The organism is Zoogloea dura (assembly GCF_012927165.1).
Lineage (GTDB): Bacteria > Pseudomonadota > Gammaproteobacteria > Burkholderiales > Rhodocyclaceae > Zoogloea > Zoogloea dura.
In genome coordinates this window covers 33,054-57,951 of the sequence record NZ_JABBGA010000013.1, presented here as the reverse complement: position 1 = coordinate 57,951, position 24,898 = coordinate 33,054, and the positions used below count along the sequence as shown (strand labels likewise).

Sequence of the window (24,898 nt, the reverse complement as noted above, 5' to 3'; positions counted from 1 at the left end):
GCGGTGCGCACTCCCTCATTCCCATTCCACGCTGGCGCACAGCAGGTAGCCGGCGCCGTATACGGTCTTGATGATCTTCGGATCCTGCGGGTCGTCCTCCAGCTTGCGGCGTAGCCGGGAGATGCGCACGTCGATGCTGCGGTCGAAGGGGTCGAGGTCGCGTTCGCCGATCAGTTGCTCGCGGGTCAGGATCTTGTTGGGCTTGCGCAGCAGGGTCTGCAGCAGGGCGGCTTCAGCTGCCGAGAGGGATATCTCCCGCCCATCGTCGGCGCTGAGGTTGAGGCGACCGATGTCGAAATGCCAGCCTGCGAAGCGCGCACCGGTCTGGCCGGTGGGTTCGCTGGCGGCGGCTTTCTGATAGCGGCGCAGGATAGAGCGCACCCGCGCCACCAGCTCGCGGGGCTCGAAGGGCTTGACCAGGTAGTCGTCGGCACCCAGTTCGAGGCCTAGCACGCGGTCGGTCAGGCCGTCGCGGCCGGTCAGGATCAGTGCGGCGCAGGGGTGCTGCTCCTGCAGTTCGCGCAGCACCTGCAGGCCGTCCATGTCGGGCAGGCCCAGGTCGAGGATGGCCAGCTCGGGCTGGGCCCGGCGGGTGCGCGAGAGCAGGGCGCGGCCGGTGGCGAAGGTCTCGCAGCGGAAGCCATATTCGCCGAGGGTGTCGGCGATCAGGCGGGCGATGTCGGCTTCATCCTCGACGATGAAGATGAGGGGGCTGTCCTTGTCGGGGGTGGTCATGGTGCCGGGGTCTCCGGGTATTCAAGGGCGGCCAGGGCTGCGCCGAGGGCCGCCCGGTCGAAGGGCTTGCGCAGGGTGGGGATGTCCGGGCTGCCCGGGGCGGCGTCGCCGGTGGCATAGCCGGTGATCAGCAGGATGGGCAGGGTCGGCCGCAGCGCCCGGGCGGCGCTGGAAAGCTCGCGCCCGCCCATGCCGGGCATCACCGTGTCGGACACCAGCAGGGCGATATCCTCGACGGCTTCGAGCATGCTCAGTGCTTCGAGGCCGTTGCTGGCTTCGATGACCGGGAAGCCCAGCTCGGTGAGTTGCTGGCGGATCACCTTGCGGACTTCCGGTTCGTCCTCCACCAGCAGGGTCAGGCGCTGCTCGTTGCCGTCGCGGGCGGCGGCGTGGCGGGGGGGCGCCGGGGTGGCCGGCGGGGCGTCGGTCATCGGCACGATGAAGCGGACGTTGGTGCCCTTGCCCGGCGTGCTGAGGATGCGGATGTTGCCGCCCGACTGGCGGATGAAGCCATATACCATGGCCAGCCCGAGGCCACTGCCGGCGCCGAAGGCCTTGGTGGTGAAGAAGGGCTCGAAGAGGCGCGGCAGCAGTTCCGGGGCGATGCCGGTGCCGGTGTCCGACACATCGAACTGGACGTAGTCTCCCGCCGGCACCTCCACCAGCAGGGCCAGGCTGGGCGAGACGTGCCGGCGCGCCAGGGCGAGAGTCAGGGTGCCGCCCCCGGGCATCGCATCGCGGGCGTTGATGGCCAGGTTGAGCAGGGCATTCTCGAGCTGGTGGGGGTCCACCAGGGCATACAGTTTTTCGGTCGGAAGTTCGAGCTGGATGGCGATGCGCTCGGTGAGGGAGCGGGACAGCAGTTGGGTCATGCCATGCACCAGGGCACCGACTTCCACCGGGCTGGGCTCCAGCGGCTGCTGGCGCGAAAAGGTGAGCAGCCGGCGGATCAGTTCGGTGCCGCGCCGGGCCGCCGACAGGGCCGGCTCGAGGTAGTCCTCGAAGCCCTGGTGGGCGGGCAGCTTGTCGCGCAGGGTGTGCAGGTTGCCGGTGATGATGGTGAGCAGGTTGTTGAAATCATGGGCGAGGCCGCCGGTGAGCTGGCCGACGGCTTCCATCTTCTGGGCCTGGATCAGGGCGGCCTGGCTGGCCTTCTGCTCGGTGATGTCGATGGACAGCACGAAGAAGCCCTGTACGCCGCCCGCGATCGAGGCCTCCGGCACGACGGCGCTGCGGGCATAGACCTGCCGCCCGGAGGCGCTGGTGCGGGAATATTCGTAGCTGACCTGCTCGCCGGTACCGGCCTGGTCCAGGTAGGGCTTGATCTGGGCATAGGCCTCGGCGCCGAAGACCTCGGCGATGCTGCGGCCGACGATGCTGTCCTTGTCCAGGCCGAACCACTCGGCATAGCCCTTGTTGGCGAAGCGGTAGCGCTCGCCCGCATCCACGTAGGCGATCAGGGCCGGGATGGCGTCCATGATCAGGCGCAGGCGCTCCTCGCTGCGGGCGAGCTGGGCGGCCACGTTGTCGAGGCGGGTGGTGGCGGCCTCGAGTTCGGCGGTGCGGGCGTGGACGCGATCTTCCAGTTCGGCGTTCTGGCGTTCGATGAGCTGCTCGTAGCGGCGCTGCTCGGTGATATCGGTCCACAGGGTGACGAAGCCCAGGTTGGGAATCGGTACACCGCGTACCGCCAGGACCTGGCCGTTGGGGCGGGTGCGCTCCACGTGGTGGGGCTGAAAGGCACGGACAGCTGCCATGCGCTCGGCCACGATGCGTTCGATCTCGTCGGTGCCGAGGCCGCCGTTGCCATATTCGCCGCGCCGGAGGTTGAAGCGGATGAAGTCCTCGAAGGGGGTGCCGACCCGCACCATGTCCTCGGGGAAGTCGAGGAGGCGCAGCATGGCCTTGTTCCAGGTGACCAGCCGCGGTGCAGCGTCGAAGACCGCAATGGCCTGGTCGAGGAGGTCGAAGCCGGCCAGCAGCAGGTCGTAGCGGCGCAGCGCCTCGGGGCTGCCGGGCCGGGCGGCGGGCACGGGGGCTGGCGGCGTGATGCGGGCGATCATGGGCGGTACCGGGCGATCAGCTCGAAGAAGGCGGCTTCGGGCAAGGGGCGCGAGAACAGGAAGCCCTGGCTGTAATCGCAGCCGGCGTCGTTGAGGCGGCTTTGCTGCTCGAGGGTTTCGACGCCTTCGGCGACGACCCGGATGCCCAGCTTGTGGGCCATGGCGATGATGGCCTCTGCAATTGCCAGGTCGCCCGGGTCGGTGGTCAGGTCGCGGATGAAGGAACGGTCGATCTTGAGGGTGTCGATGTCGAGCCGCTTGAGGTAGGCCATCGCCGAATAGCCCGTGCCGAAGTCGTCGATGGTGACCGGAACGCCGGCTGCCGCCAGGCGGCTGAGTTGCGCCGCGACGGCCGGGTGCTTGTCGAGCAGCATGCCTTCGGTGATCTCTATGGCCATGCAGTGGCCGGGCAGGCCGAGGGCCTCCAGGCGCGCCAGAAGTCCGTCGATCGAGCGCCCGCCGGTGAATTGCCGCGGCGAGGCGTTGACGCTGATCTGCAGCGGGCAGTTGGCACGGTCGTCTTCCGGCCACAGGGTGCGCCAGCGGGCCACGGCGGCAATGGCCGAGTCGAAGACCCAGCTGCCGATGGCGTCGATCAGGCCCAGCTCTTCGGCGACCGGGATGAACTCGGTGGGCGGAATCTCGCCCAGGGCCGGGTGCTGCCAGCGCAGCAGGGCTTCGGCCTTGAAGACCTCTCCGTTGGCCAGGTTCAGGATGGGCTGGTAATGGAGGCTGAGCTGGCCCTCCGCCAGCGCGGTGCGCAGGTCGGTGCCCATCTGCAGGCGGGCCTGGGCGTGTTCCTGCATTGACGGCGAGTAGTAGCTGAAGCGGTTCCGGCCGGCGTCCTTGGCGTGGTACATGGCCTGGTCGGCGTTCTTGAGGATGCTCGCCAGGGTGTCGCCGTCGCGGGGGTAGAGAGTGATGCCGATGCTGGCGGAGACGTAGGCCACGTCGTTGCCCAGGGTGAAGGGCCGATCCAGCGCGGTGATGATGTCGTCGGCAATGCGCTCGATGGGGGCTTCGTCGGACTGACAGGGCAGCAGGACGGTGAATTCGTCGCCCCCCTGCCGTGCCACCGTGTCGGTTTCGCGCAGGCAGCCGACGATGCGCCGCGCGGCCTCGACCAGCAGGCGGTCGCCGGCATCATGCCCAAGGACATCGTTGACCTCCTTGAAGCGGTCCAGATCGATGAACAGTACCGCGACGCTCTCGTGGTCGCGGTGAGCCTTCTTCATCAGCTCCGTCAGACGGTCGTTGAGCAGACGGCGGTTGGGCAGGCCGGTGAGGGCGTCGTAGTTGGCCTGAACCCAGATCAGGGCTTCGGTCTGCTTGCGTTCAGTGATGTCGGTGATGACGCCGACCAGCCCGCCCACCTGCCCGTCGGATTTGAGCCAGGTGGCCTTGTTGAAGAGGACTTCACGGGTCAGGCCGTCGCCGGAGGCCACCGAGGCTTCGTAGGTCTGCACGCCCGGCGCATCGAACAGGGCCTGGTCGGCGGAGTGGTAGCGGGCGGCGAGCTCCGGCGGGGAGATGTCGAACACCGAACGCCCGACGATGTCCTCGCGGTCGAGGCCCATGAAGGCCTCGAAGGCCCGGTTGCAGCCCAGGTAGCGGGCTTGCTCGTCCTTGAAGAAGAGCGGGCTGGGGATGGCCTCGACCAGCTGTCCGATGAAGTTGAGTTGCTCGATGGCCTGGCGCTCGGCGGCGTGGCGGGCGGTGATGTCCACCAGCATGCCGATGATGGCGGGCCTGCCTTCGAAGGCGGTGCGCTTGCCGAAGACCTCCAGCTCCAGCTCGGAGCCGTCCTTGCGGCGGCCATGAAAGCTGTAGTGGGCGGTGTCGCTGCGGCCCGCGAGGCGCTCTGCCACCGCAGCCGCGACCTTGCCGTCGTCGCTCGGGGAGGTCAGGTCGGACGGCCCGATCTGTCCGCAGATCTCCTCCTGCGTATAGCCGAACATCTCGGCGAAGCGTGGGTTGGCGTAGCGGAAGAGGCCGTCCTGGATGATGTAGACGCCGATCAGGGCGTTGCGCAACAGGTCGACGAAGAGGCTGTCGGAGTCGCGGATCAGGTCTTCGGTGAGGGCGGGCGGCGTGACGGGCATGGGGTGGGCTGCGCTTCAGGCGGTGGCGCCAGGCTCCGGGGGCATCCCGGAGAGTTGTTTTCGATAGCGGTCCGGCGACATGCTGGTCCAGCTGGTGAAGGCCCGGTAAAAGGCTGAGGTATCGGCATAACCCAGGTCGGCCGCCACCTGGGCGATGGGCTGACGGGTCTTGGTCAGGCGAGCCAGGGCGATGTCCCGGCGCAGCGCTTCCTTGATGCCGCGGAAGCTTGAGCCTTCTTCTTCCAGGCGGCGGTGCAGGGTGCGTGGCGACATGTGCAGGCGGTCGGCGGCTTCGTCCTGGGTCAGGCTGGCGGGCAGGGCATCGCGGATCAGATCGCGCACCCGGATCACGGTGTTGCGGTCGCGCCGGTAAAGCATGCTGATGCGCCCCGGTGCCCCCTCCAGGAAGGCATTCAGGGCAGCCTCGTCCCGGCGGATCGGCAGATCGAGCAGGGTGGCGTTGAAGCGGGCGATCAAGTGCGGGCCTTCCATGAAGCGGGAACGCGCAGTGTAGACGAGGGCGTAGTCATCCGCATGCGCGGGCGGATGAAACGGAAAGTCCACCGAGTCGAGGGCCAGACCGCGCCCCACCAGCCAGCAGGACAGGCTGTGGAGCAGGCGCAGCAGCCATTCAAAGGCGAAGACCCGGGCCGGGTCGTCGGGGCTGGCGGTGAGAGGGTGGCGCTCGACGATCTGCAGCTCGGCGCGGTCGTCCCGCCGCAGCACGCTGACGCCCAGGTCGGGCAGCACGATGGCCAGAAAGCGGCGGGCCCGGTCGAGGCCGTCGGCCAGGGTCGGGGCGCCGAGCATGCCGCGGCACAGGAACTCGAAGCTGCCCGGGCCCATCGGGTTCGAGAACAGGCCGAAGCCCTCGTCGTGGAGCTCCCGGATGACAAGGTTGTAGAGGCTTGCGTAACGGTCGAGCGGAACCCGGCTGGCTGCGTCTGCAAGGTTGATGTCCAGTTCAGCCAGCAAGGGGGCGGGGTCTATGTTGCGACGCAACATGCCGGACAGCATCCCGGTCACGAAACCCATTGAAACTGTTGAGCCTTGGCGGGCGGGGTTGCTGGGCAAGGGGAGGTCTCCAGTCCGATCCGACGCTGCACCCGGAGGTCGGTGGCAGCTTGGCGGATTTTGCACGAAAGCCGTCGACAACGGCAATGGCGGCGACCTCCGCAGCCTTCTACCATTCGCATATCGATAAACATGATGTGGGGGAGACAACCATGACCGACCTGAGCGTTGCCAAGAAACTCGTCGCTTACAAGCCCAAGAACAAGGTGCGCTTCGTCACCGCTGCGGCGCTTTTCGACGGCCACGATGCGTCGATCAACATCATGCGGCGGATTCTTCAATCCACCGGCTCCGAGGTGATCCACCTCGGCCATAACCGCTCGGTCGGCGAGATCGTCAATGCCGCGCTGCAGGAAGACGTGCAGGGCATCGCGATCACCTCCTACCAGGGCGGCCACGTGGAGTTCTTCAAGTACATGATCGACCTGCTGCGCGAGAACGGCGGCGAGAACATCAAGGTCTTCGGCGGCGGCGGCGGCGTGATCGTGCCGGCCGAGATCAAGGAGCTGCACGACTACGGCGTGACCCGCATCTACTCCCCCGAAGACGGTGCCGTCCTCGGCCTGCAGGGCATGATCAACGACCTGGTCGAGCGCTGTGACGTGGATGTGTCCCACTCCGGCCCCCAGGGCGCCGAGGCGGTCATCGCCGCGCTGAAGTCCGGTAATCGCCGGGTGCTGGCCCAGATCGTCACCGGCCTCGAGAACGGCGCCTACGGCGACGACGTGAAGGCAGCGCTGATCGAGGCGGCCAAGGCCGTCAAGGTGCCGGCCCTCGGCATCACCGGTACCGGCGGTGCCGGCAAGTCCAGCCTCACCGACGAACTGGTGCGCCGCTTCCGGCTCGACCAGAACGACCAGCTCAAGCTCGCCATCATCTCCATCGACCCGTCGCGCAAGCGTACCGGCGGTGCGCTGCTGGGCGACCGCATCCGCATGAACGCCATCGAGCATCCGAACATCTTCATGCGCTCGCTGGCCACCCGCGACACCGGCAAGGAAGTGTCCGTGTCCCTGCCCGAAGTCATCGCCGCCACCCGCCTGGCCGGCTTCGACATGATCATCGTCGAGACCTCCGGCATCGGCCAGGGTGACGCGGCCATCGTGCCCTTCGTCGATGTGTCCCTGTACGTGATGACCCCCGAATTCGGCGCCGCCAGCCAGCTCGAGAAGATCGACATGCTCGACTTCGCCGATTTCGTGGCCATCAACAAGTTCGACCGCAAGGGCGCCGAGGACGCGCTGCGCGATGTGCGCAAGCAGTACCAGCGCAACCGCGAACTGTTCACCACCCCCACCGAAGGCATGCCGGTGTTCGGCACCATGGCGGCCCGCTTCAACGACGACGGCGTCACGGCCCTGTACCAGGCCCTCGCCCCGGCCCTCGCCGCCAAGGGCCTCAAGCTGGCCAAGTCCAGGCTGCCGCTGGTCGGCGTCAAGGCCTCCAGCCGTGGCCGCGCCATCGTGCCGGCCGAGCGCACCCGCTACCTCGCCGAGATCGCCGAGACGGTGCGCGGCTATCACAAGCACACCAGCGAGCAGGCCCGGGTGGCCCGCGAGCGCCAGGCCCTGCGCATCTCCAGGCAGCTCTTCGAGGGCTGCAAGAAGGATGCGAGCAGCTTCAACGAGCTGATCGAATGGAAGGATGGCGAGCTTACCGCCACCTCCAAAAAGCTCCTCGACATGTGGCCCAAGACCGTCGAGCTGTACGCGGCTGACGAGTACGTGGTGAAGATCCGCGACAAGGAGATCCGCACTGTCCTGACCTCCGAGTCCCTGTCCGGCAGCAAGATCCGCAAGGTCGCCCTGCCGACCTACGAGGACGACGGCGAGACGCTCAAGTTCCTGATGAAGGAGAACGTCCCCGGCTCATTCCCTTACACCGCCGGCGTGTTCGCCTTCAAGCGCGAGGGTGAAGACCCCACCCGCATGTTCGCCGGCGAGGGCGATGCCTTCCGCACCAACCGCCGCTTCAAGCGCGTCTCCGAAGGCATGCCGGCCCACCGCCTGTCCACCGCCTTCGATTCGGTGACCCTCTACGGCTGCGATCCGGATCCGCGTCCGGACATCTACGGCAAGATCGGCAACTCCGGGGTGTCCATCGCCACCCTGGAAGACATGAAGGTGCTCTACGACGGCTTCGACCTGGTGAATCCCACCACCTCCGTGTCGATGACCATCAACGGCCCGGCCCCCATCATCCTGGCGATGTTCTTCAACACCGCCCTGGAGCAGCAACTGACCAAGTTTGCCGCCCAGAACGGCCGCCAGCCGACCGACGACGAATACCAGAAGATCCGCGCCTGGACCCTCTCCAGCGTGCGCGGCACCGTGCAGGCCGACATCCTGAAGGAAGACCAGGGCCAGAACACCTGCATCTTCAGCACCGAGTTCGCCCTCAAGATGATGGGCGACATCCAGGAGTTCTTCGTCCATAACCAGGTGCAGAACTTCTACTCGGTGTCGATCTCCGGCTATCACATCGCCGAAGCCGGCGCCAACCCGATCAGCCAGCTCGCCTTCACCCTGTCCAACGGCTTCACCTACGTGGAGAGCTACCTGGCCCGGGGCATGCAGATCGACGATTTCGCGCCCAACCTGTCCTTCTTCTTCAGCAATGGCATGGACCCGGAATACTCCGTGATCGGCCGCGTCGCCCGCCGCATCTGGGCGGTGGCGATGAAGAACAAGTACGGTGCCAACGAGCGCAGCCAGAAGCTGAAGTACCACATCCAGACCTCCGGCCGCTCGCTGCACGCCCAGGAGATGGACTTCAACGACATCCGCACCACGCTGCAGGCCCTGATCGCCATCTACGACAACTGCAACTCCCTGCACACCAACGCCTACGACGAAGCGATCACCACGCCGACCGAGGAATCCGTGCGCCGGGCCATGGCCATCCAGCTCATCATCAACCGGGAATGGGGCCTCGCCAAGAACGAGAACCCCAACCAGGGCGCCTTCATCATCGAGGAGCTCACCGACCTGGTGGAAGAGGCGGTGCTCAAGGAGTTCGAAGCCATCAGCTCCCGCGGCGGCGTGCTGGGCGCCATGGAAACCGGCTTCCAGCGCGGCAAGATCCAGGAAGAGTCGCTCTACTACGAGCACAAGAAGCACGACGGCTCCTACCCGATCATCGGCGTCAATACCTTCCTCAACCCGAAGGGCATGGCCCAGCAGGAGATCGAGCTGGCCCGTTCCAGTGAAGATGAAAAGCAGGGACAACTCCAGCGCCTGGCCGATTTCCAGGCCCGCAACGCCGACCAGGCCCCCAAGTGGCTGGCCTTGCTCAAGCAGACCGTGATCGAAAACGGCAACGTCTTTGCCGTGCTGGTGGATGCGGTGAAGTACTGCTCCCTGGGGCAGATCACCACGGCGCTGTACGACGTGGGTGGTCAGTACCGGCGCAGCATGTAAGGACTGATAAGTACGCCCTCGGTAAGAGGGGGACAGCAAAGAGAACGGCGCTTTCGGGCGCCGTTTTCATTGCCCGGGCGGGTGAGCAGAACGACGACCGACCTGCTGACTCACCCTCCCGCCCGCACCGCTCCCAGCATCTCGTGCACATCGTGGGTCATCACCGCCAGGTAGGCCAGCAGGCCCAGGTACAGGAGTGCGTATTCGGCGCGCTTGCCAGGCGGTGTGTCGTAGTAGCCGGGGGCCTCTTCGCCTGCGCCGCGCAGGGCCCGCCACAGGTGGGGCGCGGCCAGCAGGGCGACCAGAATCAGCATGGGGCTGGGGCGCCACAGGAACACGCCGACCAGGGCCGGAGCGCCGAGCAGCCAGAACTTGCGTGACACCACGGCGGTCATGCGGCCGCCGTCGAGCGGTGGCACCGGGATCAGGTTGAAGAGGTTGAGGAAGAAGCCCGAGTAGCTGATGGCCAGCAGCAGGTCACTGCCTTCCGAGCGGGCCAGAAAGTAGCAGGCCAGTGAGGCCACGGTGCCGGCGAGGGGGCCGGCCATGGCCACGTAGGCCTCGGTCTCGGCGTTCATCGGCTGCTCCTTCAGCTCGATCCAGGCGCCCACGAAGGGGATGAAGGTGGGGGCGCCCACATTGAGGCCGCGCTGGCGGGCGGCCAGGTAGTGGCCCATTTCGTGGCAGAACAGCAGGGCGATGAAGCCGGCGGCGTAGCGCCAGCCCCAGATCAGGGCGTAGGCACCCAGCGAGATCAGCATGGTGCCGCCGCTGGTCAGCAGCTTGCCGAACTTGGCGCCGCCCAGAAGGAGCAGGAGCAGCTTCACACGGAGTCCTTCCGGCCGAACAGCTTGCGGGCGCCCGCGCCGAGGCCGACCAATGCCAGGGCGCCGATCTTCCAGAACTTGGCCAGGAACACGCCGAGGGTGGCCAGCAGGCCGAGCTTCTTGGCCGCGATGCCGCCCACCAGTGCGGCAAGGCCGTATTCGGCCACCTTGTCGGTGCTCTGGTTGAAATCGCCGTAGCGTTTGCCCTCGTTGAAGTCGAGCGCGGCCAGCAGTTCGCGGGCCACCGGCTTTTCCTTGTCGATGCTGGCCAGGCTGGTGACCAGGTTCATCGAGAAGTAGCCCTCCCGGCCCAGCATGTAGGTGTTGTAGTTGACGCCGTCATCCTCGCCGTCCTGGCTGGATTTGTTGCGTGCCGCGGCCGACCACACCAGGCGGTGGGTGGCGGCGTCGTACCTGGGGGTTTCCACCCAGCCCACCACCATCACCTCGGGCACGCCCAGTTGGCGCCGCCGTTCGTTGCTGGCCTCGGTGCCGTCCTTGAGGTTCTGCAGCAGTTCGTCCGCATTCCAGTCCTTGGCGTCCTCGTCCTTCACATAGCCGGAGGGGTCGAAGCGCACGCTGACAAAGCCGTCGAGCTTGTCGCCCACCACGATGCCGTGAAAGCCCTGCCCGACCTGGTTGCCTTGGGCTTCCATCATGGCCTGGGCTTCGGCGCGGGGAATGAAGCCGTAGCCATCGGGCAGCCTCAGGTGGCCCTGGTCTCCGAGCGGGATGTCCCGTGGGCCCTTCTGCATGGCGGCGAAAGCGGCCTCGGCGGCAGCCTCCATATGGGCGCGGGGCGCAGGGGCGTCGTCGGCGAGGGCGGCAGGCAGGCTGCCGAAGACGAGGGTGAGGGCGAGCAGGGAAGTGCGGAGGAGGGTGTGCATGGCAGGGGGGGCGGACCAGTTGGTTCAGGTTTTATGGTAATGGCATATTGCCTGTGCAGGGAATGGTAACCCATGTGCCGGGCATCAAGCCCCCTGGAAATGGCGAAGGAGGCATATTGCAGGCGTGTCGGCGCTTTTTACATCGGGATGTGTTTTTCTGGTCAAGCGCTTTGATAATGCAGCACAAAAAATTTGTGGAATAAAACCTGCTTGATTGCAGGAACAGGATTTGCCGCAGGCTTTCCATGAGATACCTCCCCTTCTTGCTGGTATTTGTCGTCATAGGGGCCATGTCGAGCCTGGTCGAGGCTGATCGGGCCCTGGGGGAGGATGTGGCAGCGGCGCTTCCCGAGGACACTGAGGCCCAGTCTCCGTGGGCGCGTTCGGGGGCTCCGGCGGAGGTGCCCTGGGAGGGCAAGGCGCTTCAGGCCAGCGGGCTCTTCCTTGGCCCCGAAGGGGTGGGGGGGGAGGCAGTCAGGCTGGTCACGCCATTTTCCGGCCTGCATGCCGACATTGCCCAAGCTCCAGGTATGCGTCCCGCCGCTGCAAGGCAGCTGGGGCCGGACGCGCTGTTGTACGGGATTGAACTCGACAGCGATGCCCTTCTCGACTCCATCGCATCCCAGGCTCTGCTCGCGTCCGATCCCCTTGCGGCATTCCGCGCTGTGCCAGGTACCGGCGGCAGTGGCCGTGGTCTGTTCGAGCCGGTCGGTGACGATGCTTCCGGGGCCTTCCTCGACCGGCTTTACCGGATTGCCGGAGAGGCGGCCGGCCTGCTGCCCGAGCCGGCCAGCCTGGCCCTGTTCGGACTTGGCCTGGTGGGCTTGGGGCTGGCATTGCGAGGGCGTCGCTGACCGCGCCGGCATACCGAGGGCTTGGGGCTCGAGTGCCAGCGTCTATTCTGAATTCAGGGCACGGTCGGGATGAGCCGGCCACAGAATGGCGATCGGGGGGCTTGTCATGAAAAAGCGGCGTTCCAAATCTTTCTTGCTGCGGCGTGAGGAGGGGCGGAGCGGCTGGCGGGCACGCCTGCCGCTGGTCGTTGCTTCACTGCTGTGCTCGCTCGCCTGGGCCGGTGATCTGCCCCACCCGCCCAAGAAATCCAATGCACGCAAGCTCGGCTTGGTGATCCAGGTGCAGGGAGGAGGGTGGGGAGGAGCGGCCCGAGAGGATATACAGGCCGTCCTGGATGCCGCCGCCAACGAGTTGATGGCGCGTCTGCCCGCCCCCCTGCAGGCGCCCATCGTCGTCACCCACACCGATGGCCCCCCGGTGGCGCTCTATGGCCGGGGGCCGCAGGGCGAGTACCGCATACACCTGCATGCCCGCGGTGAGAACTGGCATCTCTATGCCTACGAGTTTGCCCATGAGCTGTGCCATCTCCTGTCCAACCACGATGGCCATCCGCAGGCGGGGGAGGCAGCCCATCCCAACCAGTGGTTCGAGGAGGCTGTGTGCGAAACCGCGTCGCTCTATGTGCTCAAGAACCTTGCGGCCAGCTGGAGCCGATCGCCGCCGGAGCCCCGCTGGGTGGAGGAGGCGCCACTGTTCCGGCGTTTCTTCGACACCCTGATTGCCGAGCGGCACCGGCGCCTGCCCGCCGATACCCCCTTGGGCGAATGGCTGCGCGAGAACGAACGTTTCCTGCGCAGTGACCCCTACCTGCGCCAGAAGAACGAAGTCCTGGCCAATCTGCTGCTGCCGCTGTTTGAAGCCGATCCCGCCAGTTGGCAGGCCCTGGCCTACCTCAATCAGCACCCGGAGGCGGCCCGGGCCAGTCTGCGCACCTACCTCGGTGACTGGTACCGTAGTGCCCCGCTGGCGCAGAGGGCCCTGGTCTCGGGGGTGCTCTCCCTGCTCCGCCTGGAGGATGTCATGCCCGGTGATCGTAGTGCCGCCACGGTGCTTGCCAGTAGTCGCTGAAAGACCTTTGTCATGAGTTCGGGGCGTGCCAGCCGGGTGATGCCGCGGTGATGAAATGGGGGCATCTCCGACCGTTTTTGTCGACTATCATGAAGGTGTCCATCCTGCTTGCCGATGGTCCGATACAAGTTCCAGGCAGCTCGAGTGGCACGGCAGATGGCTCCGCAATGGAGCCGCCTATCCTGAAAGACCAGGGGGGGAAACCAGCCGAAGGAGGACAAAATGAAGACGCGTCTCGCCATGAAGGCCGTTGCCGGCCTGATCCTCGGTAGCGTTCTGGCCACCATCCCGGCCGCCAGTGCCGAGGAATACACCATGTACGACAGCTTCAAGGAGCTGCGTGACCGCAGCATGATGCGGTCAGGTGACATGTACGAATCCATGGAGCCTACGGCCGCCGGCCCACAAGGGCCTGTCCGTACCGACATGATGAAGCACGACAGTGCCTACGATTCCTATAAGGGCCGCCAATACGGAGCCACGTCGCCCTGGGATGACCTGCAGCGCGCTCTCGGTCCGGTGGGGGGCGAAGGAACCAACTGAATCCGCTCACGGATCTTTCCGATTGGGCCCGTCCGGTCCGCTTGCTGACTTGATGCGGGTGAGGGGGCTGAAAAATGCCGCTCTGTGAGGAGCGGCATTTTTATTGGCTGGTGGTGGGAACGCGGGTCTGTCCTGAGACCGCCGGGGCTCATTCTTGCTTGTAAGGGAGAACGCTCACGTTTGTGTGCTCAGAACCGTTTATTTCGTGCGAGATCCGACATGAGTTCCACCCCGCTGCCCACTTTCCTTGGTGACCTGCTGCACCATCCTGCCCTCAATCTGTTGGGCATCGCAGCGACGGCGGCTTGCCCGGACGGAGAGGTGGAGGGCGAGATCCTGGAGCTGATGGGCCGGCAGATCGATGCAGGGCTGCTGGATAAGCTGGATCCTGCGGCGGCGTGGCCTGTCCTCGCCCGGGGGGTGATGGGGGAGATGCCGTCCCGCATGTTCCATGCGCTGCGGGCCTGCGGCGCCATGGAGCGCTTGCTGCCGGAGGTGGAGGCCTTGTTTGGTGTGCCCCAGAGTGCGGACGATCCGCCCACAGTGGACCTGGGGGAGCATGTCCTTCGGGTCATCGATGCGGCGGCTCGTGTGCAGGCGCCGTTGGCGGTTCGCTTTGCCGCGCTGGTACTTGGCGTGGGCAAGGCTGATTCCCCGCCTGAGCATCTACCCTTTCACTATCGTCACGTTGAGCGCGGGTTGCCCCGCATTCAGGACATTGCCCGGCGTTTCGATGTGCCATCCGAGTGCGGTGAGCTGGCGGTGCTGGCCCTCCATGAGGTCGAGCGGGTTCATCGGGGAACCCCTGCCCGGGCGGGCCCTATTGCGGCAATGCTGGAACGCTTGGGGGCCTTCGTGCGGCCGGAGCCGTTCCATGACCTGCTGGTCCTGTGCGCCTGTGACTTTCACGCCTACCCTGGTCGCGCCACCCGCAGCTACCCTCCTGCGGCCTTGCTGATTCAGGCCCTCGAGGCCTGTACGGGCCTCGAGGGCGGGGCGGTGGATGTCGAGATCCTGCGGGAGAGGCGCGCCTTGGCTATTGCCAAGGCCCTTGGTTCCGCACGCTGGGGCGATGGGGCTGGTGGGTGAGGGGGCGCCTCAGATCACGCCCTGTGCCAGCATGGCCTCGGCCACCTTCACAAAGCCGGCGATGTTGGCCCCATCCGCATAGCTGACGCGGCCGTCCGGCTGCTGGCCGTGCTTGAGGCAGGCGCCGTGGATGCCGGTCATGATCTCCTTCAGTCTCGCGTCCACTTCATCCCGGGACCAGGACAAGCGCATGGCGTTCTGGCTCATCTCGAGGCCGGACGTGGACACCCCGCCGGCGTTGCTCGCCTTGCCTGGCGCGTAGAGCACGCCGGCGTGTTCGAAGCGCTTGATGGCCTCCACGGTGGTCGGCATGTTGGCGCCCTCGGCGACCGCCACCACGCCGTTGCGGATCAGCGTGGCCGCGTCGTCGGCATCGAGTTCGTTCTGGGTGGCGCAGGGGAGGGCCACCTCCACGGGAACGTGCCAGGGGCGTACTGCCGGCTCGAAGCGGGCGCCGACCTTGGCGGCATAGTCGGATACCCGGCCGTAGAGGTGGTTCTTCACCTCCATCAGGACAGAGAGCTTCTCGGGGGTGAAGCCTTCCTCATCGATCACGGTACCGCTGGAGTCCGAGCAGGTGATCGGACGGGCGCCCAGCTGGAGCAGCTTCTCGATGGCGTACTGGGCGACATTGCCGGAGCCGGACACCGCCACGCGCAGGCCGTCGATGCTGCGGCCGGCATGCCTGAGCATGGCGTCGGCGAAATAGACGGTGCCATACCCGGTGGACTCGGGGCGGATCAGCGAGCCACCGAAAGCCAGGCCCTTGCCGGTGAACACGCAGTTTGCCTGGTTGGAGAGCTTCTTCATCATGCCGGCCATGTAGCCCACTTCGCGTCCACCCACCCCGATGTCGCCTGCAGGTACGTCGGTGTCCGGCCCCACGTGGCGGAACAGCTCGGTCATGAAGGCCTGGCAGAAACGCATGACCTCGCCGGGGCTGCGGCCTTTCGGGTCGAAATCCGAACCGCCCTTGCCGCCGCCCATGGGCAGGGTGGTCAGGGCGTTCTTGAAGGTCTGCTCGAAGGCCAGGAATTTCAGGATGGACAGGTTCACCGAGGGATGGAAGCGCAGGCCGCCCTTGTAGGGGCCGATCGCCGAGTTGTGCTGGATGCGGTAGCCGCGGTTCACATGCACCTCGCCTTTGTCGTCAACCCAGGACACCCGGAACATGATCACTCGTTCGGGCTCCACCAGCCGGTCGAGCAGGGCGTGCTCGGCGTAGCGCGGGTGGGCCGCGATGAAGGGCCACAGACTGGACATGACTTCGCCAACGGCCTGCAGGAATTCGGGCTGGCCCGGGTTGCGCCGGGCCACGTGGGAGAGGAATTCTTCGAGGGAGGTGTATTTCACGGGGGCATTCTCGTATCGGGTATGTGCGCACAATTATGGTGCATTTCGTGATGAAAGATAAGAAATACCCTTGCATTTACCTTGCAAGAAGCCCTCTTTGAAGTACTTTTGCACCTTGTTGGTGCCTTTTTCGGTTTTTTCCGGCTGCGGATCGAGCCGGAGTTCCCGCCGCTCGTGCGCTCGTCCCGACCTTCACAATTCCGTACATTTGAAAAACAGTTGAGCAAACATGGTTTGCGAGACTCAACTCCGGCAAAAAAAGACAATCCGTCGCCACTTGTAACGCTCCGCTAGGGGCGGGGTAGAAGCGGCGGGAACGAGACCGAGACAAAACCGGAGGAGGTGGGTATGTCCAATACCCGAGCGACAGCCGCGGACAGTGCGAGCCTGGATACCTTTCCGCGCCTGCTGATGCACCATGCCCAGCAACGGCCCACCCGGCCGGCCATGCGCGAAAAGGAATACGGGATCTGGCAGACCTACACCTGGGCCGAAGTGGCCGACAAGGTGCGGGCCATTGCCAGCGGCCTGGCGGAGCTGGGCTTCAAGCGGGGCGACCGCCTGGCGGTGGTGGGAGACAACCGGCCGCGCCTGTACTGGTCGGTGGCGGCATGCCAGTGCCTGGGCGGCATCCCGGTGATGATGTACCAGGACGCGGTGGCACAGGAGATGGCCTACGTGATGCAGGACGCGGAGATCCGCTTCGCCTGCGTCGAGGACCAGGAGCAGGTCGACAAGATGCTCGAGATCAAGGAGGGGCTGCCTCTCCTCGAGCACGTGATCTACGACGATCCGCGCGGCCTGCGCCATTACAACCAGACCTTCCTGCACGGGCTGGATGAAGTCCTGGAAATGGGCCGCATCCACGACCGGAACCACCCGGACTTCCTGGGGCATGAGATCGACAAGGGCAGCCCCGAGGACATCTCGGTGATGCTCTACACCTCGGGCACCACCGGCAAGCCGAAGGGCGTCTGCCAGAGCCATTCCGCCTTCATCGCTGCCGCACAGGGCGGCTGCAGCTTCGACAAGCTCACCGACCAGGACGACATCCTGTCCTACCTGCCGATGGCCTGGGTGGGCGACCACCTGTTTTCCTACGCCCAGGCCCTGGTGGCCGGCTTCACCATCAATTGCCCGGAATCCGGCGAGACGGTGATGGGTGACCTGCGGGAGATCGGCCCCACCTACTACTTTGCGCCACCCCGGGTGTTCGAGAACCTGCTGACCCAGGTGATGATCCGCATGGAGGATGCCAGCGCCTTCAAGCGCAAGCTGTTCGCGCATTTCATGGACGTGGCGAGGCGTTGCGGGGCCGACATCCTGGACGGCAAGCCGGTATCCGCCGGCGACCGCCTGCAGTACGCCCTCGGCAACCTGCTGGTGTACGGCCCGCTGAAGAACGTGCTGGGCATGAGCCGCATCCGTGTGGCCTACACCGCCGGCGCGGCGATCGGCCCGGACCTGTTCCGCTTCTACCGCTCGATCGGCATCAACCTCAAGCAGCTCTACGGCCAGACCGAGACCTGCGCCTACGTCTGCCTGCAGCCGGACGGCCAGATCAAGCTGGATTCGGTGGGCACTCCGGCGCCCAACGTGGAGGTCAAGCTGGCCGACAACGGCGAGATCCTGGTCAAGGGGCCGATGCTGCTGAAGGCCTACTACAAGCGCCCCGACGCCACCGCCGAGTCGATCAATGCCGAGGGCTATTTCATGACCGGTGACGCAGGCTTCTTCGACGAGGACGGCCACCTGAAGATCATCGATCGGGCCAAGGATGTGGGCAAGCTCACCAATGGCGGCATGTTTGCCCCCAACTACATCGAGAACAAGCTCAAGTTCTTCCAGCACATCAAGGAAGTGGTGTGCTTCGGCAACGGCCGCGACTTCGTCACTGCCTTCGTCAACCTCGACCTCGAGGCCGTCGGCAACTGGGCCGAACGCAAGGGCATGGCCTACTCCGGTTACACCGACCTGGCCAGCCAGCCGCAGGTGTACGAGCTCATCAGGGAGTGCATCGAGAAGGTGAATGCCGATCTGGCCACCGACCCGAACATGAGCGAATCCCAGATCAAGCGCTTCCTGGTGCTGCACAAGGAGCTCGATGCCGACGATGGCGAGCTGACCCGCACCCGCAAGGTCCGCCGCAACTTCGTGGCCGAGAAGTACGCGGTGCTGATCGACGCCCTTTATGCCGGCAAGAAGAACCAGTTCATCGAAACCCAGGTGACCTACGAGGACGGCCGCACCAACAAGGTGTCCGCCGATCTGCGCATCGAGGACGCCAAAACCTTCCCGCCCACGCGGAAGGCCGCCTGAGGAGAGCGACACCATGGCCAGACAGATTGGCGACGTGATCGTCGACCTCCAGAACATCTCCCTGCGCTTCGGCGGCGTGAAGGCGCTGACCGACATCAGCTTCAATGTCCGCGAGCACGAGATCCGCTCCATCATCGGCCCCAACGGCGCCGGCAAGAGCTCCATGCTCAACGTGATCAACGGGGTCTACCACCCCCAGGAAGGGCAGATCTTCTTCAAGGGCGCGCTGCGCAAGAAGATGGAACCCCACGAGGCCGCCGAGCAGGGCATTGCCCGGACCTTCCAGAACATCGCCCTGTTCAAGGGCATGACCGTGCTCGACAACATCATGACCGGGCGCAACCTCAAGATGAAGTGCAACTTCCTGCAGCACGCCCTGTACTGGGGGGCGGCCCAGAAGGAGGAGATCGCGCACCGCATCAAGGTGGAGGAGGTCATCGAGTTCCTGGAGATCCAGGACATCCGCAAGACCCCGGTGGGGCGCCTGCCCTATGGCCTGCAGAAGCGCGTCGAGCTGGCCCGCGCGCTGGCCGCCGAGCCCCATATCCTGCTGCTCGACGAGCCCATGGCCGGCATGAACGTGGAGGAGAAACAGGACATGTGCCGTTTCATCCTCGACGTGAATGACCACTATGGCACCACCATCGTGCTGATCGAGCACGATATGGGCGTGGTGATGGACATCTCCGACCGGGTCGTGGTGCTGGACTACGGCAAGAAGATCGGTGACGGCGAACCGGACGAGGTCAAGAACAACCCGGACGTCATCAAGGCCTACCTGGGCACGACGCATTAAGCGGGGAGACAAGACAAATGCAATTCTTCATCGAGGTACTCGTCGGCGGCCTGCTGTCGGGCGTCATGTACGCCCTGGTGGCCCTCGGCTTCGTGCTGATCTACAAGGCCTCCGGGGTCTTCAACTTTGCCCAGGGGGCGATGGTGTTCTTCGCCGCGCTGACCTTCGTCGGTTTCCAGGAGGTGTTGCCCGGCTGGCTCGGGCTGGAGGCAGATAGCGGTGTGGTGTTCTGGCTGGCCTTCTTGCTGGCCTTCATCGCGATGATCGTGCTGGGTATCGCCACCGAGCGCATCGTGCTGAGGCCGCTGGTCAACCAGCCTCACATCACCTTGTTCATGGCCACCATCGGTCTGACCTACGTGGTGGAAGGCATCGCCCAGATGACCTGGGGTGCCAACGTGCGCGGCCTTGACCTGGGCATCGTCGATGAGCCCATCGCTTGGTTGATGGACAACTACGAGATCGGCGTCTCCAAGTTCGACCTGTTTGCTGCCGGTGTCGCGGCCTCGCTGGTCGCCCTGCTGGCCCTGCTGTTCCAGTACACCAAGGTCGGCCGGGCTCTGCGTGCGGTGGCCGATGACCACCAGGCGGCCCTCTCCATCGGCATCCCGCTGCAGACCATCTGGCGCGTGGTGTGGGCGGTGGCCGGTTTCGTGGCCCTGGTGGCCGGGATGATCTGGGGAGCCCGCAACGGCGTGCAGTTCGCCCTCACCTTCACGGCCCTGAAGGCCTTGCCGGTGCTGATCCTAGGCGGCTTCACCTCGGTGCCTGGCGCCATCGTCGGCGGCCTGATCATCGGCGCCTCCGAAAAGCTCGCTGAAGTCTATGTCGGGCCCTTCGTCGGCGGCGGCATTGAGGGCTGGTTCCCTTACATGCTGGCCCTGGCCTTCCTGCTGTTCCGCCCCGAAGGGCTGTTCGGCGAGAAGCACATCGACCGCGTCTGACCGCGACAAGGAGCAAGAACAATGCTTTACCGTGAAGCCGGCCAGTTCAAGGCCACTTACGCCGAAGATTCGCAGATCTTCCCGATCCGCCAGGACCGGATCGGATTCTGGGTGCTGATGCTGGTGTTCGGCGTTGCCGTGCCCCTGCTGACCAACGAGTATTGGCTCAAGGCCATCCTCATCCCGGTACTGATCTTCTCCCTGGCCGCCATCGGCCTCAACATCCTCACCGGCTATGCCGGTCAGCTGTCGCTGGGGTCGGCCGCGTTCATGGCCGTGGGGGCCTTCGCTGCCTACAACTTCATCCTGCGCATCGAGGGCATGCCCTTCCTGGTGGCCCTGGTGCTGGCCGGGGTGACGGCGGCGCTGGTGGGCATCCTGTTCGGGTTGCCGAGCTTGCGCATCAAGGGCTTCTACCTGGCGGTGGCGACCCTGGCGGCCCAGTTCTTCATCGTCTGGGCGCTGGTGAAGTTTCCGTGGTTCTCCAACAACTCCTCGTCCGGCGTGGTGACGGCCCAGGACGTGACCATCCTCGGCTACACCTTCTCGACGCCGGAGGCCAAGTACGTGCTGACCTTCCTGATCGTCGCCTTCATGGCCCTGCTGGCCAAGAACATGGTGCGCTCCTCCACCGGGCGGGCCTGGATGGCGGTGCGGGACATGGACGTGGCCGCCCAGGTGATCGGTTTCCGCCTGATGCGCACCAAGCTGCTGGCCTTCGCGGTGAGCTCCTTCTACTGCGGCGTGGCGGGGGCCCTGTATGCCTACACCTACATCGGCACGGTGGAGCCGGAAGGTTTCAACCTCGACCTGTCCTTCAAGATCCTGTTCATGATCATCATCGGCGGAGTGGGCTCGATCATGGGCTCCTTCCTGGGTGCCGCCTTCATCGTGCTGCTGCCGATCTTCCTCGACAACTTCGTCCCGATGATCTTCGGTGATGCGCTGGGGGCGGGCTTCGTGTCCAATTTCCAGCTCATCGTGTTCGGCGGCCTGATCATCTTCTTCCTGATCGTCGAGCCCCATGGCCTCGCCCGCCTGTGGCAGATCGCCAAGGAGAAGCTGCGCCTCTGGCCTTTCCCCCATTAACGAAAGCGAGCAGGCGACCTCCGCCTTCCGCCAGCAGCACCCACACCATAAAAGAGGAGACAAACACATGAAACTGAAGAAAACCGTTCTGCTCGGCGCAATCATCGCCGGCCTCCTGGGTTCCTCCCTGGCCAGCGCCAACGAGGAGCAGTTCATCGGCCTGCCCAGCTATCGTGTCGGCCCCTACGCGGCCGGTGGCTCCGGTCTGTTCGGTGGCTGGATCGACTACATGCAGCTCGTCAATGAGCGTGACGGTGGCGTCAATGGCGTCAAGCTGAGCTGGGAAGAGTGCGAGACCGAATACAACAACGCCCGTGGTGTCGAGTGCTACGAGCGTCTCAAGAAGAAGGGCTCCACCGGTAACTCCGTGTTCCAGCCGGTGTCTACCGGCATCACCTATTCGGTGCTCGAAAAGGTCGCCCAGGACAAGATCCCCATGGTCACCATCGGCTACGGCCGTACCGATGCGGCCGATGGCCGGGTCTTCCCGTGGGTCTTCCCGATGATCACGACCTACTGGTCCCAGGCTTCGGCCATCGTGAATTACATGGGCCAGAAGGAAGGGGGCATGGACAAGCTGAAGGGCAAGAAGATCGGCCTGCTCTACCACGATTCCGCCTATGGCAAGGAATCCCACGCGATCATGGACAAGCTGGCGGCCAAGCATGGCTTTGAAGTGATCAAGATCGCCGTGGCCCACCCGGGCAACGAGCAGCAGTCCCAGTGGCTGCAGATCCGCCAGGCCAAGCCGGACTACGTGGTGCTGTGGGGCTGGGGCGTGATGAACCCGACGGCCATCAAGGCCGCGGCCAAGACCGGCTTCCCGCGCGAGAAGCTGATTGGTGTGTGGTGGTCCGGCGCTGAAGAGGACACCATCCCCGCCGGCCCGGCTGCCAAGGGCTTCGTTGCTGCAGGCTTCAACGTGGCGGGCGCCAACTACCCGGTGATCGCCGACATCAAGAAGCATGTGTATGGCAAGAACAAGGGCAACATGGAAGACAAGACCCGTGTCGGCTCGGTGTATTACAACCGCGGCGTGGTGCACGGGATCATCACCGTCGAGGCGATCCGCAAGGCCCAGGAGAAGTACGGCAAGGGCAAGGCCCTGACCGGCGAACAGGTCCGCTGGGGCTTCGAGAACCTCAACCTGGATGACGCCCGCCTGAAGGCCCTCGGCGCCACCGGCTTCCTGCCGCCGCTGAAGATCACCTGCGCCGACCACGAAGGCCCGGGCAAGGTGAAGTTCCAGCAGTGGGACGGCAACCAGTGGAAGGTCATCACCGACTGGGTGGACTCCGACCGCCCGCTGGTGCGCGGCATGATCGAAGAGTCGGCCGCCGCCTATGCCAAGGAAAAGGGCATCAAGCCCCGCGACTGCTCCAAGGAAAGCTGACCGGGGCGGCGATAAACCTGCTGCGCGCCCCGATCTCGCAAGTCCGGTACTCGCTGTACTCCAGTACAGCTCCGTTCCTCCTTGCGACCTCGGGGCGCTCGCTACGGTTTCTCGCCACCCCTGGTGTGCTGGAAGACTGAGTTTTCGCGACAGAACAAGACCGAGGGTGACGTGAGTTGCCCGTAAAAAGGGGATGGCCGACGCCATGTCTTACCTCAGCATCAACAATATCGAGGTCATCTACGACCACGTGATCCTCGTCCTCAAGGGGGTCTCCCTGCAGGTGCCCCAGGGCAAGATCGTGGCCTTGCTGGGGGCCAATGGCGCCGGCAAGAGCACCACGCTCAAATCGATCTCCAACCTGTTGCGCGCCGAGCGTGGCGACGTGACCAAGGGCAGCGTCGAGTTCAAGGGCGAGCGCATCGACCAGAAGACACCGGCCGAGCTGGTGAAGAAGGGCGTGATCCAGGTGATGGAGGGGCGGCACTGCTTCGGCCACCTGTCCATCGAGGAGAACCTGCTCACCGGCGCCTACACCCGCAGCCAATCCCGCGCCGAGCTGAGGGAGAGCCTCGACAAGGTGTACGCCTACTTCCCCCGCCTCAAGACACGCCGGACCTCCCAGGCCGGCTATACCTCGGGCGGCGAGCAGCAGATGTGCGCGATCGGCCGCGCCCTGATGGCCAAGCCCGAGATGATCCTGCTCGACGAGCCCTCGATGGGCCTGGCGCCGCAGATCGTCGAGGAGATCTTCGAGATCGTGAAAGACCTCAACAGCAAGGAAAACGTGAGTTTCCTGCTGGCCGAGCAGAACACCATGGTGGCCCTGCGCTATGCCGACTTTGGCTACATCCTCGAGAACGGCCGGGTCGTGATGGAAGGCGAGGCCGAGGATCTGCGTACCAACGAGGACGTCAAGGAGTTCTACCTGGGCCTGTCCTCCGAGGGGCGCAAGAGTTTCCGTGAAGTGAAGCACTACCGTCGGCGCAAGCGCTGGCTGTCTTGAGCGGGCCTGAAACCACACGCGGAGAAACCATGAACTACTACGATGCCCGTGAAACCCGCGACCCGGCCGAGCGGGAGCGCGACCTGTTCGCCCGCCTGCCTGCCCAGGTGGCTCACGCCAGGGCCCACGCCCCGGCCTTCTCCGCCCTGCTCAAGGACGTAGACCCGGCCAGCATCACCAGCCGGGAGGCGCTGGCCACGCTGCCGGTAATCCGCAAGTCCGAGCTCTCCGAACTGCAGAAGGCGGCCCGCCCCTTTGGCGGCCTGGCCACCGTGAAGTGGGGCAGCGCCTGCGCCCGGGTCTTTGCCTCACCGGGACCCATTTACGAGCCGGAAGGTGCGCGCAAGGATTACTGGCGCATGGCCCGGGCCTTCTATGCCGCCGGCTTCCGGGCCGGCGACCTGGTGCACAACACCTTCTCCTACCACTTCACGCCCGCCGGCTCGATGATGGAGACGGCGGCGCATGCCCTGGGCTGCACCGTCTTTCCCGCCGGCGTGGGGCAGACCGAGCAGCAGGTGGCGGCGATGCTCGACCTGCGTCCGGATGCCTATGCCGGCACGCCGTCCTTCCTGCGCATCATCCTCGACAAGGCCGACGAACTCGGCATGAAGATCGACAGCCTGAGCAAGGCCTTCGTCTCTGGCGAAGCCTTCCCGCCCAGCCAGCGGGAGGCCCTGGCGGCCCGCGGTATCCAGGCCTACCAGGCCTATGCCACCGCCGATCTGGGGCTGATCGCCTTCGAGACGCCGGCCCGCGAAGGCCTGGTGGTGGATGAGGACGTGCTCCTCGAAATCGTCCGCCCCGGCACCGGCGACCCGGTGGCTCAGGGCGAGGTCGGCGAGGTGGTGGTGACCACCTTCAACCCGGATTACCCCCTGATCCGCTTCGGCACCGGCGACCTGTCCGCGGTGCTGCCTGGCATCTCGCCCTGCGGGCGCACCAACCTGCGCATCAAGGGCTGGATGGGGCGGGCCGACCAGACCACCAAGGTGAAGGGCATGTTCGTGCATCCCGGGCAGATCGCTGCCGTGCTCAAGCGCCACCCGGAGGTGGGGCGGGGCCGGCTGGTGGTGGACAACCCGGATCACAACGACCGCATGACCCTGCATTGCGAGCTTGGGGCACCCGTGGAGGGGCTGGCGGAGGCCATCGCCGCCTCCATCCGCGAGCTCACCAAACTGCGCGGGGAGGTGAGCTTTTGCGCTCCCGGCAGCCTCGCCAATGACGGCAAGGTGATCGACGACATCCGCAGATACGAATAGCCCGGTTTCTTCAGGACATGTGTTCCCACAGCGCCGGTACCCCGGCGCTTTTTTTGTGCTGGAGCCGTCCG

Annotated in this window: 19 protein-coding genes; 12 read left to right on the top strand and 7 right to left on the bottom strand. The window is 65.4% G+C overall.

Features of this window, described 5'->3' with window-relative positions; translation table 11 throughout:
- Positions 1–15: 15 nt before the first annotated feature.
- The 4 genes from HHL15_RS15680 to HHL15_RS15665 are packed head-to-tail and all read right to left on the bottom strand — an operon-like array spanning position 16 to position 5,935.
- Entirely contained in the window at positions 16–735 is a 720-nt protein-coding gene (locus tag HHL15_RS15680; protein ID WP_169146732.1) for a response regulator transcription factor, read from the bottom strand.
- Complete coding sequence (locus tag HHL15_RS15675) at positions 732–2,798, bottom strand: PAS-domain containing protein (protein WP_169146731.1); 2,067 nt, start codon at positions 2,796–2,798, stop codon at positions 732–734. The genes HHL15_RS15680 and HHL15_RS15675 overlap by 4 nt, the downstream gene beginning before the upstream one ends.
- The gene (locus HHL15_RS15670; protein WP_169146730.1) at positions 2,795–4,900 is read right to left on the bottom strand and encodes a putative bifunctional diguanylate cyclase/phosphodiesterase; all 2,106 of its coding nucleotides are present in this window, start codon (positions 4,898–4,900) and stop codon (positions 2,795–2,797) included. The genes HHL15_RS15675 and HHL15_RS15670 overlap by 4 nt, the downstream gene beginning before the upstream one ends.
- A gap of 15 nt (positions 4,901–4,915) precedes the next feature.
- Complete coding sequence (locus HHL15_RS15665; RefSeq protein WP_169146729.1) at positions 4,916–5,935, bottom strand: AraC family transcriptional regulator; 1,020 nt, start codon at positions 5,933–5,935, stop codon at positions 4,916–4,918.
- A 191-nt stretch (positions 5,936–6,126) separates the two neighbouring features.
- On the opposite strand from HHL15_RS15665, the gene icmF reads away from it, so the two are divergent.
- Complete coding sequence (icmF, locus tag HHL15_RS15660; protein WP_169146728.1) at positions 6,127–9,393, top strand: fused isobutyryl-CoA mutase/GTPase IcmF; 3,267 nt, start codon at positions 6,127–6,129, stop codon at positions 9,391–9,393.
- Between the two features lie 110 nt (positions 9,394–9,503).
- Here the strand turns inward: icmF and HHL15_RS15655 are convergent, their stop codons facing one another.
- Together HHL15_RS15655 and HHL15_RS15650 are read right to left on the bottom strand one after the other, a co-directional pair.
- A complete protein-coding gene (locus HHL15_RS15655) occupies positions 9,504–10,220 on the bottom strand; it encodes a site-2 protease family protein (RefSeq protein ID WP_169146727.1) in 717 nt (238 codons plus the stop codon).
- Positions 10,217–11,107, bottom strand: a complete 891-nt coding sequence (locus HHL15_RS15650) for a DUF2167 domain-containing protein (RefSeq protein ID WP_169146726.1) — start codon at positions 11,105–11,107, stop codon at positions 10,217–10,219. The genes HHL15_RS15655 and HHL15_RS15650 overlap by 4 nt, the downstream gene beginning before the upstream one ends.
- Positions 11,108–11,352: 245 nt before the next feature.
- Between HHL15_RS15650 and HHL15_RS26805 the strand changes: the two genes are divergently transcribed.
- The 4 genes from HHL15_RS26805 (at position 11,353) to HHL15_RS15630 (ending at position 14,662) form a co-directional block, all read left to right on the top strand.
- Complete coding sequence (locus HHL15_RS26805) at positions 11,353–11,961, top strand: PEP-CTERM sorting domain-containing protein (RefSeq protein ID WP_169146725.1); 609 nt, start codon at positions 11,353–11,355, stop codon at positions 11,959–11,961.
- A gap of 106 nt (positions 11,962–12,067) precedes the next feature.
- Positions 12,068–13,030 (top strand): hypothetical protein, encoded by a 963-nt coding sequence (locus HHL15_RS15640; protein WP_169146724.1) that lies wholly within the window; start codon positions 12,068–12,070, stop codon positions 13,028–13,030.
- 222 nt (positions 13,031–13,252) lie between these two features.
- Positions 13,253–13,573 (top strand): hypothetical protein, encoded by a 321-nt coding sequence (locus HHL15_RS15635; protein ID WP_169146723.1) that lies wholly within the window; start codon positions 13,253–13,255, stop codon positions 13,571–13,573.
- 219 nt (positions 13,574–13,792) lie between these two features.
- A complete protein-coding gene (locus tag HHL15_RS15630) occupies positions 13,793–14,662 on the top strand; it encodes a tRNA nucleotidyltransferase (RefSeq protein WP_169146722.1) in 870 nt (289 codons plus the stop codon).
- 9 nt (positions 14,663–14,671) lie between these two features.
- Here the strand turns inward: HHL15_RS15630 and gdhA are convergent, their stop codons facing one another.
- Complete coding sequence (gdhA, locus tag HHL15_RS15625) at positions 14,672–16,015, bottom strand: NADP-specific glutamate dehydrogenase (RefSeq protein WP_169146721.1); 1,344 nt, start codon at positions 16,013–16,015, stop codon at positions 14,672–14,674.
- A 348-nt stretch (positions 16,016–16,363) separates the two neighbouring features.
- Here gdhA and HHL15_RS15620 point away from each other — a divergent pair, with 348 nt between their 5' ends.
- The 7 genes from HHL15_RS15620 (at position 16,364) to HHL15_RS15590 (ending at position 24,827) form a co-directional block, all read left to right on the top strand.
- Positions 16,364–18,334 carry an AMP-dependent synthetase/ligase gene (locus HHL15_RS15620; RefSeq protein ID WP_169146720.1) on the top strand — a complete coding sequence of 657 codons (1,971 nt, stop codon included), beginning with the start codon at positions 16,364–16,366 and terminating at the stop codon, positions 18,332–18,334.
- A 13-nt stretch (positions 18,335–18,347) separates the two neighbouring features.
- Positions 18,348–19,130: an ABC transporter ATP-binding protein gene (locus HHL15_RS15615; protein ID WP_169146719.1), complete on the top strand. Its 783-nt coding sequence runs from the start codon at positions 18,348–18,350 to the stop codon at positions 19,128–19,130.
- Positions 19,131–19,147: 17 nt separating this feature from the next.
- Positions 19,148–20,074 carry a branched-chain amino acid ABC transporter permease gene (locus HHL15_RS15610; protein WP_169146718.1) on the top strand — a complete coding sequence of 309 codons (927 nt, stop codon included), beginning with the start codon at positions 19,148–19,150 and terminating at the stop codon, positions 20,072–20,074.
- A 21-nt stretch (positions 20,075–20,095) separates the two neighbouring features.
- Positions 20,096–21,163, top strand: coding sequence for a branched-chain amino acid ABC transporter permease (locus HHL15_RS15605; RefSeq protein ID WP_169146717.1), 1,068 nt, complete (start codon positions 20,096–20,098; stop codon positions 21,161–21,163).
- Between the two features lie 67 nt (positions 21,164–21,230).
- Complete coding sequence (locus tag HHL15_RS15600; protein WP_169146716.1) at positions 21,231–22,556, top strand: ABC transporter substrate-binding protein; 1,326 nt, start codon at positions 21,231–21,233, stop codon at positions 22,554–22,556.
- Positions 22,557–22,749: 193 nt separating this feature from the next.
- Positions 22,750–23,562: an ABC transporter ATP-binding protein gene (locus HHL15_RS15595; protein ID WP_206198797.1), complete on the top strand. Its 813-nt coding sequence runs from the start codon at positions 22,750–22,752 to the stop codon at positions 23,560–23,562.
- Between the two features lie 29 nt (positions 23,563–23,591).
- A complete protein-coding gene (locus HHL15_RS15590) occupies positions 23,592–24,827 on the top strand; it encodes a phenylacetate--CoA ligase family protein (protein WP_169146714.1) in 1,236 nt (411 codons plus the stop codon).
- The last annotated feature ends 71 nt before the right edge of the window (positions 24,828–24,898 follow it).

Bases quoted from the DNA above. Each gene is read 5' to 3' on its own strand.
- HHL15_RS15635 (WP_169146723.1), top strand. From the start codon at position 13,253: ATGAAGACGCGTCTCGCCATGAAGGCCGTTGCCGGCCTGATCCTCGGT.
- icmF (WP_169146728.1), top strand. From the start codon at position 6,127: ATGACCGACCTGAGCGTTGCCAAGAAACTCGTCGCTTACAAGCCCAAG.
- HHL15_RS15605 (WP_169146717.1), top strand. From the start codon at position 20,096: ATGCTTTACCGTGAAGCCGGCCAGTTCAAGGCCACTTACGCCGAAGAT.
- HHL15_RS15675 (WP_169146731.1), bottom strand. From the start codon at position 2,798: ATGATCGCCCGCATCACGCCGCCAGCCCCCGTGCCCGCCGCCCGGCCC.
- HHL15_RS15670 (WP_169146730.1), bottom strand. From the start codon at position 4,900: ATGCCCGTCACGCCGCCCGCCCTCACCGAAGACCTGATCCGCGACTCC.
- HHL15_RS15595 (WP_206198797.1), top strand. From the start codon at position 22,750: ATGGCCGACGCCATGTCTTACCTCAGCATCAACAATATCGAGGTCATC.
- HHL15_RS15650 (WP_169146726.1), bottom strand. From the start codon at position 11,107: ATGCACACCCTCCTCCGCACTTCCCTGCTCGCCCTCACCCTCGTCTTC.
- HHL15_RS15665 (WP_169146729.1), bottom strand. From the start codon at position 5,935: ATGGGTTTCGTGACCGGGATGCTGTCCGGCATGTTGCGTCGCAACATA.
- HHL15_RS15620 (WP_169146720.1), top strand. From the start codon at position 16,364: ATGTCCAATACCCGAGCGACAGCCGCGGACAGTGCGAGCCTGGATACC.
- HHL15_RS15590 (WP_169146714.1), top strand. From the start codon at position 23,592: ATGAACTACTACGATGCCCGTGAAACCCGCGACCCGGCCGAGCGGGAG.
- HHL15_RS15615 (WP_169146719.1), top strand. From the start codon at position 18,348: ATGGCCAGACAGATTGGCGACGTGATCGTCGACCTCCAGAACATCTCC.
- HHL15_RS26805 (WP_169146725.1), top strand. From the start codon at position 11,353: ATGAGATACCTCCCCTTCTTGCTGGTATTTGTCGTCATAGGGGCCATG.
- HHL15_RS15630 (WP_169146722.1), top strand. From the start codon at position 13,793: ATGAGTTCCACCCCGCTGCCCACTTTCCTTGGTGACCTGCTGCACCAT.
- HHL15_RS15680 (WP_169146732.1), bottom strand. From the start codon at position 735: ATGACCACCCCCGACAAGGACAGCCCCCTCATCTTCATCGTCGAGGAT.
- HHL15_RS15640 (WP_169146724.1), top strand. From the start codon at position 12,068: ATGAAAAAGCGGCGTTCCAAATCTTTCTTGCTGCGGCGTGAGGAGGGG.
- HHL15_RS15600 (WP_169146716.1), top strand. From the start codon at position 21,231: ATGAAACTGAAGAAAACCGTTCTGCTCGGCGCAATCATCGCCGGCCTC.
- HHL15_RS15610 (WP_169146718.1), top strand. From the start codon at position 19,148: ATGCAATTCTTCATCGAGGTACTCGTCGGCGGCCTGCTGTCGGGCGTC.